At 69.6% G+C, this 14,955-nt stretch carries 15 protein-coding genes; 8 read left to right on the forward strand and 7 right to left on the reverse strand.

The genetic code is table 11. The features are described from left to right. Window positions 1–149 precede the first annotated feature (149 nt). Window positions 150–476 carry a thioredoxin TrxA gene (trxA, locus tag M0G41_RS15145; RefSeq protein WP_248210731.1) on the reverse strand — a complete coding sequence of 109 codons (327 nt, stop codon included), beginning with the start codon at window positions 474–476 and terminating at the stop codon, window positions 150–152. Between the two features lie 162 nt (window positions 477–638). On the opposite strand from trxA, the gene rhlB reads away from it, so the two are divergent. Both rhlB and M0G41_RS15155 read left to right on the forward strand, forming a co-directional pair. Then, a complete protein-coding gene (rhlB, locus tag M0G41_RS15150) occupies window positions 639–2,399 on the forward strand; it encodes an ATP-dependent RNA helicase RhlB (RefSeq protein WP_248210732.1) in 1,761 nt (586 codons plus the stop codon). Window positions 2,400–2,576: 177 nt separating this feature from the next. Then, window positions 2,577–3,797, forward strand: a complete 1,221-nt coding sequence (locus M0G41_RS15155) for an HD-GYP domain-containing protein (RefSeq protein WP_248210734.1) — start codon at window positions 2,577–2,579, stop codon at window positions 3,795–3,797. A gap of 25 nt (window positions 3,798–3,822) precedes the next feature. On the opposite strand, the gene M0G41_RS15160 is transcribed toward M0G41_RS15155, so the two are convergent. The 6 genes from M0G41_RS15160 to M0G41_RS15185 all read right to left on the reverse strand — a co-directional run bounded on the left by M0G41_RS15160 (window position 3,823) and on the right by M0G41_RS15185 (window position 9,290). Further along, window positions 3,823–4,344: an O-acetyl-ADP-ribose deacetylase gene (locus M0G41_RS15160; protein ID WP_248210736.1), complete on the reverse strand. Its 522-nt coding sequence runs from the start codon at window positions 4,342–4,344 to the stop codon at window positions 3,823–3,825. A 237-nt stretch (window positions 4,345–4,581) separates the two neighbouring features. Beyond that, window positions 4,582–5,781: a GGDEF domain-containing protein gene (locus M0G41_RS15165; RefSeq protein WP_248210737.1), complete on the reverse strand. Its 1,200-nt coding sequence runs from the start codon at window positions 5,779–5,781 to the stop codon at window positions 4,582–4,584. Window positions 5,782–5,879: 98 nt separating this feature from the next. Then, complete coding sequence (hemE, locus tag M0G41_RS15170; protein WP_248210862.1) at window positions 5,880–6,953, reverse strand: uroporphyrinogen decarboxylase; 1,074 nt, start codon at window positions 6,951–6,953, stop codon at window positions 5,880–5,882. A gap of 155 nt (window positions 6,954–7,108) precedes the next feature. Continuing rightward, window positions 7,109–7,369, reverse strand: a complete 261-nt coding sequence (locus M0G41_RS15175; protein WP_248210739.1) for a WGR domain-containing protein — start codon at window positions 7,367–7,369, stop codon at window positions 7,109–7,111. 276 nt (window positions 7,370–7,645) lie between these two features. After that, a complete protein-coding gene (aroB, locus tag M0G41_RS15180; RefSeq protein WP_248210741.1) occupies window positions 7,646–8,731 on the reverse strand; it encodes a 3-dehydroquinate synthase in 1,086 nt (361 codons plus the stop codon). A gap of 16 nt (window positions 8,732–8,747) precedes the next feature. Further along, a complete protein-coding gene (locus M0G41_RS15185; RefSeq protein WP_248210743.1) occupies window positions 8,748–9,290 on the reverse strand; it encodes a shikimate kinase in 543 nt (180 codons plus the stop codon). 45 nt (window positions 9,291–9,335) lie between these two features. Here M0G41_RS15185 and xrtH point away from each other — a divergent pair, with 45 nt between their 5' ends. The 6 genes from xrtH to M0G41_RS15215 all read left to right on the forward strand — a co-directional run bounded on the left by xrtH (window position 9,336) and on the right by M0G41_RS15215 (window position 14,908). Then, on the forward strand, window positions 9,336–9,851 hold the full coding sequence (gene xrtH, locus M0G41_RS15190; RefSeq protein WP_248210745.1) for an exosortase H: 516 nt from the start codon (window positions 9,336–9,338) through the stop codon (window positions 9,849–9,851). Beyond that, window positions 9,848–10,699 (forward strand): NAD(P)-binding domain-containing protein, encoded by an 852-nt coding sequence (locus M0G41_RS15195; protein ID WP_248210746.1) that lies wholly within the window; start codon window positions 9,848–9,850, stop codon window positions 10,697–10,699. The genes xrtH and M0G41_RS15195 overlap by 4 nt, the downstream gene beginning before the upstream one ends. Window positions 10,700–10,812: 113 nt before the next feature. Continuing rightward, on the forward strand, window positions 10,813–11,253 hold the full coding sequence (locus tag M0G41_RS15200) for a P-loop NTPase family protein (RefSeq protein ID WP_248210747.1): 441 nt from the start codon (window positions 10,813–10,815) through the stop codon (window positions 11,251–11,253). A gap of 49 nt (window positions 11,254–11,302) precedes the next feature. Continuing rightward, complete coding sequence (pdxH, locus tag M0G41_RS15205; RefSeq protein WP_248210863.1) at window positions 11,303–11,899, forward strand: pyridoxamine 5'-phosphate oxidase; 597 nt, start codon at window positions 11,303–11,305, stop codon at window positions 11,897–11,899. A 278-nt stretch (window positions 11,900–12,177) separates the two neighbouring features. Beyond that, complete coding sequence (locus M0G41_RS15210) at window positions 12,178–12,975, forward strand: ABC transporter substrate-binding protein (RefSeq protein WP_248210750.1); 798 nt, start codon at window positions 12,178–12,180, stop codon at window positions 12,973–12,975. 454 nt (window positions 12,976–13,429) lie between these two features. Next, entirely contained in the window at window positions 13,430–14,908 is a 1,479-nt protein-coding gene (locus M0G41_RS15215; RefSeq protein ID WP_248210752.1) for a M20/M25/M40 family metallo-hydrolase, read from the forward strand. The last annotated feature ends 47 nt before the right edge of the window (window positions 14,909–14,955 follow it).

Raw genomic sequence — 14,955 nt, forward strand, 5'->3', positions numbered from 1 at the left:
GGCGTCAGCAAGGCCACATAGGGCGTGCCTTGGCGCACCGATACGGGCGTTCTGACGGTATGCCCGGTGCGGCCAGCCGCACCCTATGCATGTCTTCTTTGCGCTCATGGTGGACCTTCGGGCCCGCCAGATCACGCGGCCCACTGCGCCTAGAGCGACTTCTCGATCAGCTGGGTCAGCTGGGCCTTGCTGACCGCGCCGACCTGGGTCGCCTGGACCTTGCCGTCCTTGAACAGCATCAGGGTCGGGATGCCGCGCACCGAGTAGCTGCGCGGGGTCTTCTGGTTGTGGTCGATATTGATCTTGGCCACCTTCAGCCGGCCGGCAAAGCTCTCGGCGATGTCGTCGACGATCGGCGCGATCATCTTGCAGGGGCCACACCACTCCGCCCAGAAATCCACCAGCACGGGTTCGCTGGACTTCAGCACGTCGGTGTCAAAGCTGTCGTCGCTGACCGTCAGAATGCGTTCGCTCACGTGAAAACTCCTTGGCTGGCCGGTACTTTCCGGCCGCATCGGCTACACTTGGGGGCCCTACGACCGCTATTCAAGCGCCGGTCGGAGCCGCGCAGCGAGTGTGCGGCGGAAGCCGGTGGCGGATCAAGCGCGCCTCTCACGAGGCCTTCACAGAAGAAAAGAATGAGCGATAAGCCCTTAACTGATATTGCATTCTCCAATTTCGAACTCGCCCCGCCGCTGCTGGCCGGGCTCGAGGCGGCGGGCTTCTCCCGCTGCACGCCCATCCAGGCCATGACCCTGCCGGTGGCCCTGCCCGGCGGTGACGTCGCGGGCCAGGCGCAGACCGGCACCGGCAAGACGCTGGCGTTCCTGATCGCGGTGATCAACCGCCTGCTGACCCGACCCGCGCTGGCCGACCGCAAGCCCGAGGATCCGCGTGCGCTGATTCTGGCGCCGACGCGCGAACTGGCGATCCAGATCCACAAGGACGCGGTGAAGTTTGCCTCCGACCTCGGCCTGAAGTTCGCCCTGATCTACGGCGGCGTCGACTACGACAAGCAGCGCGAAAGCCTGCAGCAGGGCGCCGATGTGATCATCGCCACCCCCGGACGGCTGATCGACTACGTGAAGCAGCACCGGGTCGTCTCCCTGCATGCCTGCGAGATGTGCGTGCTGGACGAGGCCGACCGCATGTTCGACCTCGGCTTCATCAAGGACATCCGCTTCCTGCTCCGGCGCATGCCCGAGCGCACCACGCGGCAGACGCTTTTGTTCTCGGCCACCCTCAGCCATCGCGTGCTGGAGCTCGCCTACGAGCACATGAACGAGCCGGAGAAGCTGGTCGTCGAGACCGAATCGATCACCGCCGCGCGCGTGCGCCAGATCGTCTACTTCCCCTCCAACGAGGAGAAGCTGCCGCTGCTGCTGGGCCTGCTCTCGCGCAGCGAGGGCGCGCGGACCATGGTCTTCGTCAACACCAAGAACTGGGTCGAGCGGGTCGCCCGGGCTCTGGAGCGCGCCGGTTACCGCGTTGGCGTGCTCTCGGGTGACGTACCGCAGAAGAAGCGCGAGTCGCTGCTGAAGAAGTTCCAGGCCGGCCAGCTCGAGCTGCTGGTGGCCACTGACGTCGCCGCCCGCGGCCTGCATATCGATGGCGTCAGCCACGTCTACAACTACGACCTGCCCTTTGACGCCGAGGACTACGTGCATCGCATCGGTCGCACCGCGCGGCTCGGCGCCGAGGGCGATGCGATCAGCTTCGCCTGCGAGATGTACGCGATGAGCCTGCCGGACATCGAGGCCTATATCGAGCAGAAGATTCCCGTCGGCCAGGTCACCCCGGAGCTGCTGACTGCCCTGCCGCGCCCCGAGCGCGAGAAGCTGGCAGACGGCGAGTCGGTGGGCGAGATCTTCCGCGAGGTGCGCGAAGCCAAGGCGGCCGAGGACGAGCGCAGCGGTCGCGGCGGTCGCCGGCGTGCTCCGCGCGGTGAAGGTCGAGGTGAAGGTCGCGGCCCCCGGGGCGAGCCCCGGGGCGAAGACGGCCAGCGTCGCCGACGCCCGCGTCGCGCCGAGGAGGGCGATGCCGGCAGCGATGCTGCGGCAGCGCCTGCCGAGCCGCATATCAGCAGTGTGCCGGCCGAGGCGCCGCCCGCTGGAGGAGACGATCAGGCTGCCGGCGCGGCCAAGCGACGTCGTCGCCGGGGTGGTCGCGGTCGCAAACGCCGCGAGGAAGGGGCAGAGGGCGGCCAGGCCGGCCAGACCGGTTCCGCGCAGACCCGCCAGGGCGGCGCCAAGCAGCCGGAACGACGCCAGGCCATTACCGCCGAGGCCCCGGCCGCCCCGGGTGCGCCGGGTGGCAGTGCGGCCAAGCCCGGCCTGCTGACCCGCATCGGGCGCAGCCTGCGTGACCTGATCAAGCGGCCTCCGCGCGGCCAGCATTGAGTGCAAGGGGTTCCGGTCTCCGGGCCTTCGTGGCCCGGTCCGGAATCCGACTCACGCGGCGTGCGCTGGATCACGTGTCGCCAGTGATCGGCTTCGCAGGCGCGTGATTTCTCCACTGTGGTGCAGGCCGCCGGCAGGCTAAGCTGCAAGCCCCGGCCGCCGACTCCCCTGCGCCCAGTGATCCGCAAGCTCAGCACTGACCGTCTGCGCGTGGGCATGTACGTGCATGCCCTGGTCGGCTCGTGGATGAACCACCCGTTCTGGCGAACCCGCTTCCTGATCCGCAGTGAGACCGAGATCGCCAAGATCCTCGATGCGGGTATCGAGGACGTCTACATCGACATCAGCAAGGGTCTGGACGACCAGGAGTCGCGCGGAGTCGAGGAAGCGCGGCGGGAGATCGAGAGCGAGATTGTCGCCGGTGTCGCTGTGCCGGAGCCGGAGGTGCCGACCATCGCCCGCCGCGTGTCGGTGGCCGAGGAGCTGGCCACGGCCCGCCGCATCCACGGTCAGGCCCAGCAGGCGATCCGCGGCATGATGAGCGAGGTGCGCCTGGGGCGCGCTATCTCGGTCGACATGGTCGAGCCCGCGGTCGAAGCCATCACCGGATCGCTGGCGCGCAACAGCAGCGCCCTGCTCGGCATGCTGGGTATCAAGAACAAGGACGACTACACCTTCCAGCATTCGGTCAGTGTCGGCACCCTGCTCATGGCTTTCGGACGGACCCTGGGCCTGCCCGAGGACGAGCTGCGTGAGATCGGCCTGGGCGGCATGCTGCACGACGTCGGCAAGATGAAGGTCCCGGACGCGGTGCTGAACAAGCCCGGGCGACTGACCGACGAGGAGTACGCGGTCATCAAGCGCCATCCGGTGGACGGCCACGCCATCCTCGTGGAGACCCGCGGCGTCGGCGAAGTGCCGCTCGAGATCACCCTGCATCATCATGAGCGCTTCAATGGCCGCGGCTATCCGGACGGGCTGTCCGGCGAGTCCATCTCGCGGTTCTCGCGCATGGCCGCAATCGTCGACGTCTATGACGCGATCACCGCTGATCGCTGCTACCACAAGGCCATGCTGGCCACCGAGGCGCTGCGGCGCATGTGGGAGTGGAGCGCCAACGACTTCGACCGCAGCCTGCTGCAGGCCTTCATGAAGTGCATCGGCATCTACCCGGTGGGCACCGTGGTGCGCCTGGAGTCGGGGGTCATCGGCGTCGTGGTCGAGCAGAACGAGGAGAGCGTGCTGACCCCGAAGGTCAAGGCTGTCTTCCACAGCAAGTCGCTGCGCCAGCTGCCGCCCAGCGTCATCGACCTCGCCCGCAGCGGCGACAAGATCGCCTCCACGGAGTCTCCGGAGCGCTGGCCGGTGGACGTGGTCAGCCACCTGACCGTTGCCTGAGCCGGGTGCCCGGCGCCGACGCCGGCTAACTGGTGGTCTCACCGAGGGCTGCACGATGCAGGGCGAGCGAACGCCCCGAGAAGCAGCAGAACACCACCCGCTCAACCCCGGGCGCCGGGGCCAGCGCCTCACGAACCGCGTCCACCGCGATCGGCGCGGCGCGCTCGGGCGGGAAGCCGTAGACGCCGGTGCTGATCGCCGGAAAGGCGAGGCTGGCGGCGCCGAGTTCGGCGGCGAGTTCGATCGAACGCCGGTAGCAGCGTGCCAGCAGCGCGTCCTCACCCTGGCCCCCGCCGTGCCAGACCGGTCCGACCGTGTGGATCACCCAGCGCGCCGGGAGGTCGAAGCCCGGCGTCGCCTTGGCTTCGCCGGTCGCGCAGCCGCCGAGCGGACGGCAGGCCTCCAGCAGCCGCGGCCCCGCTGCCCGATGGATCGCCCCATCCACTCCGCCGCCGCCGAGCAGGCTGCCGTTGGCGGCATTCACGATGGCGTCTACCTCAAGCCGGGTGATGTCGCCTTCGATGGCGACCAGGCGCTGTGTGGACATGGCTCGGGCTGCGCTGGGCGGGTGCCCACAGCCTAGCCCAGCGGAAGCAGGCGATGCCAAGCGCAGCGGGCGGAAATGGGCGCAAAGAAGACCTTCCACAACACCCGAATGTAGGAGCCAGCTTGCTGGCGATCGTCCCATCCGGGGCGCCTATCGCCAGCAAGCTGGCTCCTACAGCGGGACCGGGGCGAATGCGAACTTCGCGCCCGAACCAGCCGTGCGCGTGGTCGCGCGTGCTCAGCCTGCGGCCGGGCTGGGGCTGGGGCTGGGCGGGTCCTCGAGGCGCGCGGCTACGACCTGGTCGCGCCCGGCTTGCTTTGCCGCGTACAGGGCCTCGTCGGCCTTGCGCTGAAGGACCTCGAAGTCGTGCGTGGCCAGCGCGCCGTAAGCGATGCCGATGCTGACCGAGACCCGGCCACCGCGCAGTGCCTCGATGCCGGTGCAGCCCTCGGCAAAGCGCCGGCGGACGCGCTCCGCAGTGCTGTGTGCGCCGGCGCCATCGGTATTCACCAGCACCGCGCAGAATTCCTCGCCGCCCCAGCGCACCGCGACATCGGAGCCGCGCAGGGTCTCCTGCAGGGTCTTGCCCATCACCTTCAGCACTGCATCGCCGACGGCATGGCCGAAGCGATCATTGAGCCGCTTGAAGCGGTCGACGTCGAGCATCAGCACCGCGGCGATGCCCTTGTTCCGCCGGGCGTGGGCAAGCAGGGGCTCGATGCTGGCGAAAAAGCCGCGGCGGTTGCGCAGCCCGGTCAGCATGTCGCGGTTGGCCGCCTGATCGAGATCGCCCACCAGACGTCCGAGCGCGAGCAGCAGGTAGAGCGGCGTCGTTACCGTCACACCCAGGACCATCGCCACCCATACGATGTTGGTGCTGAACTGGGTGCTGCCGCCGAAGAACGGCACCTGGCCGGTCAAGGCCAGCTGGGCGTGGAAAAGGTAGGCCATCGCCTCGCAGACCAGCGAGATGGCCACCGCCCAGGCCGCGTGGTTGCGATGCTGTCTGCCGTAGCGGTAGAGCACCCAGACCAGCCAGAACTTCATCGCTGCACTGGCGCTGATGGAGATGGCGATGCGCAGTTCGCGATTCGGCTCGACGAGGCTGAGGTAGGTGTTCAGCAGGACGAATGCCACGAATCCAGCCAGCAGCCATACATCCCGTTTGGGCCGTCCACAGAAACGAAGGGTGCCGGCAAGCCAGAACAGCTGGGCAGCAAACAGGGCCGGATTGAACAGCATGCCGCGCCAGGGCGAGTCGGGCGGCAACGGGCTGATGCTCAGACCCGCCGTGGCAGCGATGCAGAGCAGGGCCAGGGACCACTGGCGCGGGCCCGGATACTGGGGCGCCAGCCGCGAGACCCACAGGATCGCCCCCGCATTGATGAGGGCGATCATCGCCAGCAGCGCGAGGATGGAAATGTCGTCGAGGCGCATCGTCGACCCGGATACGTACTCCGCGCATGGTAGGCCCAGCCCCGGCCCCAAGTCTCCCCCTGCGCCCGGTCCCGGTGGGCTCGGGGATCCGTCCCGATTCAGCTCCGGGCGGCGCGCCCCGCAGAATGCCTGTGCACGGCGTCGACCAGCGCAGCCACGTGTTCAGGGGGAATGTCCGGCGTGATGCCATGGCCGAGGTTGAAGACGTGGCCCGGACCATCGCCAAAGCTGTCCAGCACGCGGATCGCCTCGCGCTCGATGGCGGCAGGACTGGCGGCCAGCACGGTCGGGTCGAGATTGCCCTGCAGGGCCACCCGGTCGGCGGTGCGGGCGCGGGCCTCGCCGAGGTCGATGGTCCAGTCGACGCCCACGGCCTCGGCGCCGCTGGCGGCGAGGTCGGCCACATAGGCTCCATTGCCCTTGCCGAACAGAATCAGCGGGGTTCGCGCAGCACCCTCGCCGCGCGGCAGCTCGGCGGCGATGCGTCGCAGGTAGCGCAGCGAGAACTCTCGATACAGCTGCGGCGAGAGCACGCCGCCCCAGGTATCGAACACCTGCAGCGCCTGGGCGCCGGCCGCGCGCTGGGCCGACAGATAGGCGATCACCGCGTCGGTGGTGACCTCGAGCAGCCGGTGCAGGGCGGCCGGGTCCTCGAAGGCCAGGGCCTTGATCCGGGCAAAGTTGTCGCTGCCGCCGCCTTCGATCATGTAGCAGGCCAGCGTCCACGGGCTGCCCGAGAAGCCGATCAGTGGCACCCGGTCGGCCAGCTCGCGGCGGATCAGCGACACGGCGTCCATGACATAGCGCAACTCCGTGTTCATGTCGGGCACGGCCAGCCGGGCGATGTCGGCGGCGCTGCGCACCGGGCGCTCGAAGCGCGGGCCCTCGCCCTCGGCGAAGTACAGGCCAAGACCCATGGCATCGGGCACGGTCAGGATGTCGGAGAACAGGATGGCCGCATCAAGCGGGAACCGCGCCAGCGGCTGCAGGGTCACCTCGCAGGCCAGTTCGGGGTTCTTGGCCAGGGCGAGGAAGCTTCCGGCCCGTGCCCGCGTGGCCCGGTACTCGGGAAGGTAGCGCCCGGCCTGGCGCATGATCCAGATCGGCGTGCAGTCGACCGGCTCCCGGCGCAGCGCGCGCAGGTAGCGGTCGTTGCGTGCGTGATTCGTGATTTGTGATTCGTGATTGGTCAAAGCGGCTCTCTAGTCATGTTGAAAGTGAGGGCTCGGCCCCGAGGCTTCGTGCTGTGCGAGGTTTGCGACACCGGCTGAGCCGTACTCTGTCCAGGCTGGCGGCGGCTTCGTCGAATCACGAATCACGACCCTGATTACGCCCTTCGCGGATCGTCCGCGCCCTGGGCGAACATCACCTGGAAGCCGCGCTTGACCTGGCTGTCGCGGGCCTTCTCCAGCGCGTTGACGGCGTCCTTGCGGTCCAGGAAGACCTCGCGCTTGGCCGAGCTGCGCTGTCCGGGCTGGCCCCATTCACGCATCAGGACCCAGCCGCCGAGCAGGTCCTGCTCGAGCACGATCTGGTAGTACTTGGGCGGTTCGCCAGCCACCGGGCGCTGCTGCAGGAAGATTCGCATCCGGGCATTTTCGCTGAATTGGGGCGGATTTGGGGATTGAGGCCACGGAGCGCGGAGCGGGGAGCGGGGAGCAGGGAGCAGGGAGCAGGGGCGCGACGCTTTGGCCCCTCCCCTTGCGGCGCGTGGCGCCGTAGGGGGGTGAAGAGGCACGCTCGCGAGCCGAAGGGTCGCGTGCCGAGGAACGCCCGAAGGCTGCGCCGAAGGGCCGGGCGGTTGGGAGGAGGTTGCGGGGACTACGGGCCGCCGAGAGCAGGGTGAGTTGCGACCGGCCCGGGCTCAGCCCGAAAGCGCTTCCCGCCACACCGCCAGCACTTCCGCTTCGTCCACGCCACTGACGAGCTCGGCCTGGCCGGTGCCGCGCCAGAGGATCAGCCGCAGGGCGCCGGAGAGGTTTTTCTTGTCAAGGCGCATGTGGGCGAGCAGTCGCTCGGGATCGAGGCCCGGGGGCGGGGCGATGGGCAGGCCCATCCGATCCAGCAGGACAGCGAGGCGTGCGGCGTCGGCTTCCGGCGCCCGCCCCAGCCGGGCGCTGAGCCGCGCGGCGCAGACCATGCCGATCGCGACGGCCTCGCCGTGCAGCAGGTCGTGGTAGCCGACCTCGGTTTCCAGCGCGTGGCCGAAGGTATGGCCGAAGTTGAGCAGGGCACGCTCGCCCTGTTCGGTCTCGTCGCGGGCCACCACCTCGGCCTTGTGCCGGCAGCTGCGTGCGATGGCCTCGGCCAGGGCCGCCGGCTCGCGGGCGAGCAGGGCGTCGGCGTACTGCTCCAGCCAGGCGAGGAAGTCGGCATCGAAGATCGCTCCGTACTTCACCACCTCGGCCAGCCCGGCACGCAGCTCGCGGTCGGGCAGGGTGGCCAGGGTGTCGGTGTCGATCAGGACGGCGGAAGGCTGGTGGAAGGCGCCGACCAGGTTCTTGCCTGCTGGCAGGTCGACCGCGGTCTTGCCGCCGACCGAGGAGTCGACCATGGCCAGCAGGGTGGTCGGCAGCTGGACGAAGCGGATGCCGCGCATCCAGCAGGCCGCGGCAAAGCCGCCGAGGTCGCCGATCACGCCGCCGCCGAGCGCGACCAGGGTGGCATCGCGGGAGGCGCGCAGGCGCGCCATGGCCTCCATGACCTCGGCGAAGCGGGCAAGGGTCTTCTCGGCCTCGCCGGGCGGCAGCACGTGAAGGGCATGGACCCGCTCGCCGAGGGCGGCGAGCACGCGGTCGGCGTAGTGTGGCGCGACATTGGCGTCGCTCAGCACCATCACGTGGCGGCCGCCCAGCGTGGAGGCGATCAGCTGCGGATCTTCCAGCAGGCCGCTGCCGATATGAATGGGATAGCGGCGGCTGCCGAGCTCGACGTGGACGGTTCGGGTCATCGATTGATCTTCAGGTTCAGGCGGCGTGGGCGTCGCGCTGCCAGTGGCCGGCCAGCAGGCCGGCGAGGCGTTCGGCAGCGACGCTGACCCGGCGCTGGTCGGAGTCGAAGGCCAGATCGCAGACGGCGCGATACAGGGGGTCGCGCTCCGCGGCCATGGCGCGGAGCCGCCGTTCGCGGTCGGGCACCTGCAGCAGGGGGCGGCAGCGGTCCTGGGCCAGCCGGTCGAGCTGGCGCTCGACCCCGGTGCGCAGCCAGACCACGAAGCCGCTGCGGCTGAGCAGGCTGCGGTTTGCCTCGCTGAGCACCGCGCCACCGCCGGTGGCGATCAGCTGGTCGCGGCCGGCGCAGAGCTCGGCCAGCAGTTCGCTCTCGCGACGGCGGAAGCCGGCCTCGCCCTCCAACTCGAAGATCACCGGGATCCGCGCCCCGGTCTGCGCCTCGATCGCCTCGTCGACGTCGACGAAGGCCAGCCCGAAGCGGCGCGCCAGGCGCTTGCCGATGCTGCTCTTTCCGGCCCCCATCGGGCCGACCAGGATCAGATTCGAGGCGGGATTCATGCCCTCGATGCTAGCATTCGCGCCCTCACCCGCCGCCTCCCTGCCATGCTGCGCTTCTTCCTGCTGTTCCTCACCCTGCTGGTGGCGCTTTTCGCGTTCCGCATCACCAATTTCGCCCGCGATGCCATCACGCTCCCGTTCACCGGCCTGCTGGCCGACGTCAGCGGCTGGCTGATCAAGCTGTTCGACTCGGGCGTGGCCACCGAGGGCGTCATCATCCGCAGCCTGGAGAACGGCTTTGCGGTGGCCATCGCGCCCGGCTGCGACGGCATCGAGGCGGTGATCATCCTGGTCTCGGCAGTCCTCGCCTTCCCCTCTCCCTGGAAGCACAAGCTCGCCGGCATCGCGATCGGTTTCGTCGCCATCCAGGCCCTGAACCTGGTCCGGATCATCTCCCTGTTCTACATGGGCCAGTGGTCGCAGGTCGCCTTCGACTGGTTCCACCTGTACCTCTGGCAGGCGCTGATCGTGCTCGACGCGCTGGCGGTCTGGCTGATCTGGCTGCGCTACCTGCCGCGCGATCCGCGGCACCCTCCGCCGGCGGTGGCTGCCGCCGGGTGAGAGTCGCGATTGCCGGCTTCGGCGATGTCGGCCAGCGCCTCGCGCGGCGGCTCGTTGAGGCCGGTCATGCGGTGCTCGGCCTGCGCCGCCGTCCGATGCCGGCCGAATCGGGCGTCGAGCTGCGGGCCGCGGACATCCACCGCCTGGATGCCGGCGCGCTGGCCGACTGGGGCGCCGATTCGCTGGTGGTTGCGCTGACCCCGGACGAGCGCAGCGAGCGTGGCTACCGGCAAGCCTATGTCGAGACCCTGCCGCGGCTCGGCGAAGCCTTCGGCGGCAGCCTTGCGCGCACGATCTGGGTCGGCTCGACCTCGGTCTACGCAGCGGCCGAGACCGACGACGGCTGGGTGGACGAGGAGACCCGGCCGCGGGCGGCACGATGGAACGGAGAGATCCTCCTCGAGGCCGAGGTACTCGCCCGTGACTGCCTGCCGGGCGCGGTCATCGCCCGCGCCAGCGGCCTGTACGGGCCGGGCCGCGATCGCCTCCTGCGCTGCGCCCTCGACGGCGAGCCCGGTGACGGCCGCTGGACCAACCGCCTGCACGTCGATGATCTGGCCTCGGCCCTGGCCCATCTGCTCGGGCTGCCGGCGCCGGCGCCGCTGTACTGCCTGACCGACGACGAGCCGGCGCCCGAGTACGAAGTCCTGGCCGGGTTGCGAGCCCTGCAGGGGCTGCCGCCGGCAGCGCAGGTCGACACCGCCCCGCGCGGCCATCGCGTCCGCAACGGGCGGATTCGCGCCACGGGCTGGCGGCCGGCCTACGCCGGCTGGCGCGAAGGCTATTCGGCGCTGATTGCCGGGCTCGGACCCGCTGCACATGGGGGTGGGCGGTCGCATCGGGTATAGTCGCGGCCGATACGTTGCACGAGCAGCCCGTGCCAGGTCTGGGACGGGTCGGCCCATCCAGGGACACGGTGGTCGCACTCGCAGACATGGGGACGGGTCCGTTCAAGGTAAGCATGCTGGGAGACAGGCACAGCGGCCGCAGCAGCGTGGTGTCGGTGCTTTCCGGTAAGCCCTGTCCCCACCACCCGGGCATCCAGGTCACCCGCTGGCGTGCGCCGGAGCCGGGGGCGGTGCTCGAGATCTGGGACGTCAATTCGCGCAGCACGCTTGAATCCCTGGGCCAGACCTTCCTGGCCCACGCCCATGGCCTGGTCGCGGTGGCCGATGCCGGTCGCGAGGATTCCCTGCTCGCTGCGCAACGCGCCCTGCACGCCGCCTTCGTCATGATCGGCCCTCGTCCGGCCTGCCTGCTGCTCAACCAGCGGAGCGGCGACGCGCCTGCTGCCTGCGATCTGGAGCTGCCGGCCGGCGTCGCGCAGCACCGCATCGATGCGGCGAAGGGCGACGGCGTCCGCGAGGCCTTCGCCGCGCTGGCCCGCGAGCTCGCAGGCTGATCGGCCCCCCGGCATTCCCGGCCCGGATGGAACCATGAGTGGAGTGATGATGATCGATCTGTTCGCCGAAGCCATGGTCGGCTTCCGCCAGCTGCTGGACGAGGCCAAGGCGTCGGGAGATCCCGAACCGACGGCCATGACCCTTGCCACCCTCGGCGACGGCGGCAGGGTGGCCGCGCGCACCGTCCTGCTGAAGGGCTTCGACGAGCGCGGCTTTGTCTTCTATACCAACTGCGACAGCCGCAAGGGCAACGAGATCCGCGAACACGCCCAGTGCGCCCTGCTGTTCCACTGGCGGCATATCCGCCATGGCGTGCAGGTGCGCATCGAGGGGCCGGCACGCCAGGTCGACGATGCCGAAGCCGATCGCTACTTCGCCTCGCGCCCGCGGATGAGCCAGATCGGCGCCTGGGCTTCGGACCAGTCCCGCACCCTGCCGTCGCGCGAGGCCTTCGAGGCACGCATCGCCGAGGCGGAGTCCCGCTTCGAGGGGCAGCCCATCCCCCGTCCACCGCACTGGTCCGGCTTCCGGGTCGAGCCTGACGCCATCGAACTCTGGTACGGGGCCGAGTTCCGCCTGCACGAGCGCTACCTCTACGAGCGACGCGAGGACGGCCAGTGGAGCAAGCGGATGCTGTTTCCGTAGGGGACGGGATTCGTCATTCGTCCAAGAGCCGGGATTGGTGATTCGTCTGAAAGCCGGGATTCGTGATTCGTGATTCGTGATTCGCAGAAGCGGGCCGCCGCCGGCGTGTCGGTCAGGGCCTCCCGGCAGGATGAAATTTGCTGGATCGGTCTGGACGCGCGCATCAAGCCGCGCCGGCTGTTGGTTAAGCCCGTACCCCTACCGGGCGCGGCGAAGTCGCAGGCAGCGCAGCCGTCGTTGGGGTTCGGTGGCCACTCGCGGGTACCCGGCGGCTAGCGATGGGCCCGCGGCGCATCATCTGCCTGACCGAGGAGCCCACCGAGACGCTGTACCTGCTCGGTGAGGAGGAGCGCATCGTCGGGATCTCGGGCTTCACCGTACGGCCAGTCCAGGCGCGGCGGGACAAGCCCAAGGTCAGCGCCTTCATCTCCGCAAAGATCGACCGAATCCTTGACCTGAAGCCGGACTTTGCCATCGGATTTTCCGATATCCAGGCCGATATCGCCGCCGAGCTGGTCCGGTCAGGAATCGAGGTCTGGATTGCCAACCACCGCAGCGTCGAGGGAATCCTCGACTACGTATTGAGACTCGGCGGCCTCGTCGGCCGGGGCGAAGCCGCCCGGCGCCTGGTCGATGAGTGGCGGCGCCGGCTCGATGCCTGCGCCGGGCGGGCCGCGGTGCGCGGCCTGCGGCCGCGGGTCTACTTCGAGGAGTGGGACGAGCCGCGGATATCCGGCATCCGGTGGGTAGCGGAACTGGTGCGAATCGCCGGCGGCGACGACATCTTCCCCGAACTTGCCGCGGAGCCCCTGGCCAAGGGGCGAATCCTCGCCGACGATTCGAAGATCATCGAGCGCCGTCCGCAGATAGTGATCGGCTCATGGTGCGGCAAGAAGTTCCGCCCCGAACAGGTCGCCGCCCGGCCCGGGTGGGAGCAACTACCCGCGGTGCGCGACGGCGAGTTGCACGAGGTGAAGTCGCCGCTGATCCTGCAGCCGGGTCCGGCAGCATTGACCGATGGCCTCGATGCGCTCGAGCAGCTGATCGCAGGGTGGGCGCAGCGGCGCCCGAAGTAGATCGATGAACCCCGGATGGGCGTGCTGAGGCCGGCGGCTATGGGCGCGAAGAAGACCTTCCACAACACCCGAATGTAGGAGCCAGCTTGCTGGCGATCGTCCCATCCGTGGCGCCTATCGCCAGCAAGCTGGCTCCTACAGCGGGACCGTGGCGAATGCGAACTTCGCGCCCTAACCGTGCACCTGTCTCACCCTCCCAACAATCCGCCGGCAGGAGCGCTTGCCTGCGGCCGCCGCGCCGCGGTGCAGCCACGGCCCGCGGCCAGGGAGGAAAGCCGCGGTCGCGCGCAAGGGCTCTCCTGAGGGAGCCGCGCGATCTCACGCGCCACGGCGAACAGCAACAATGCGCCGGCTGGTACTGTCACGGTCACGGCCGCATGCGCTGCATCCGGACCGGCCGTTGCGATGCCTGCCCGCCTCGCGCAGCATGCCGGCAGCAAGGACGGGGGAGACCATGATCAAGACGTTGCTCAAGGGGCTGTCCCTGCTGCTGGTCCTGCTCGTGGGCGTGCTGGCCTTCAACACATGGCGTCTCGATGCGGCGTATCCCGAGGTGGCGTCGTATCGTCCGGTGCTCGACGAGCAGGCCGCGCTGGCCCGGCTGTCCGCGGCGCTGCGCATCAGGACGCTGAGCGCCTCCGCCGAAGCGGAAAGCCTGGCGCCCTTCCTGGCCCTGCACGACCTGATCTCGGAGGGGTTTCCCCGCGTACACGGGGCGATGGAGCGCGAGGTGGTGAACGGCGGCGCACTGCTTTTCCGGCTGCCGGGTCGCGAGCACTGTCCGGCTCTGCTGCTGGCGGCGCACCAGGACGTGGTGCCGGTCGAGCCGGGCAGCGAGGACAGCTGGCGCCATCCGCCCTGGTCCGGAGCGCTGGCCGAGGGGGCGGTCTGGGGACGCGGTGCAATCGACGACAAGGGCTCGATGATGGCCATCCTCGAGGCGGTCGAGGCCCTGCTTGCCGAGGGCTTCAGGCCGCGCTGCCCGCTGCTGCTGGCCTTCGGGCATGACGAGGAAACCGGCGGCCAGCGCGGCGCCGCGGAGATCGCCCGACTGCTGGCGGAACGGAGTGTTGAGGTCGAAGCGGTGCTCGACGAAGGCGGCGCCATCACCACCGGTCTGGTGCCCGGTACCGACCTGCCGCTGGCCAGTGTCGGCGTCGCGGAAAAGGGCTACCTGAGCCTGCGGTTGACCGCCTCGGGCGAGGGAGGGCACTCGTCGATGCCGCCCCATCCGACCGTGGTCGGGCGGCTGGCCCAGGCCATCGCCCGGCTAGAAGCCGAGCGTCCGCCGCCCGGACTGTCGGCCGTGCACCGCGAGATGCTGGCCCGAATCGCCCCCCATGTGGACCTCGCGGCCCGTGTGCCGCTGGCCAACCTCTGGCTGTTCGAACCGATGGTGGTGGCGCAGCTGGCCGGTTCGCCCACCACCGATGCCACCCTGCGCACGACCACGGCGCCGACCCAGCTACGCGCCGGCGTCAAGGACAACATCCTGCCGCGCCAGGCGGAGGCGGTGGTCAATTTCCGCATCCAGCCTGGCGACAGCGTGGTGGCGGTCACCCGCCGAGTGCGCCAGCTGGTCGAACCCTTTGCGATCGAGGTCGCGCAAGTCGAGGGGTTCGCGGGCGATCCCGTGGATCCCGCCGACTGGAACGATCCGCTGTTCGCCGCCATCGAGCGTTCGCTCCTCGCAACCGGCGACGGCCCGATGCTGGTCGCGCCCTATGTCACCAGCGGTGCCACCGACGCCCGTCACTACGCGGTGCTGACCCCAAGGCTGTACCGCTTCAGCCCGGTCCAGCTCGATGCCGAGCTGATGGCCAGCTTCCATGGCAGCAACGAGCGGATGCCGGTCGCGGAGTACGCCAGGATGCAACGCTTCTACCGGCACCTGCTGGCCACCTACGCCGAACGCGGCCTGCCCGACCCGTAAGCCGGCGCCCGGCCGTGCGACCCGAGAATCAGGGCAGCAGGTGCGGC

This window comes from Pseudomarimonas salicorniae (assembly GCF_023156535.1).
Classification (GTDB): Bacteria; Pseudomonadota; Gammaproteobacteria; order Xanthomonadales; family Xanthomonadaceae; genus Pseudomarimonas; species Pseudomarimonas salicorniae.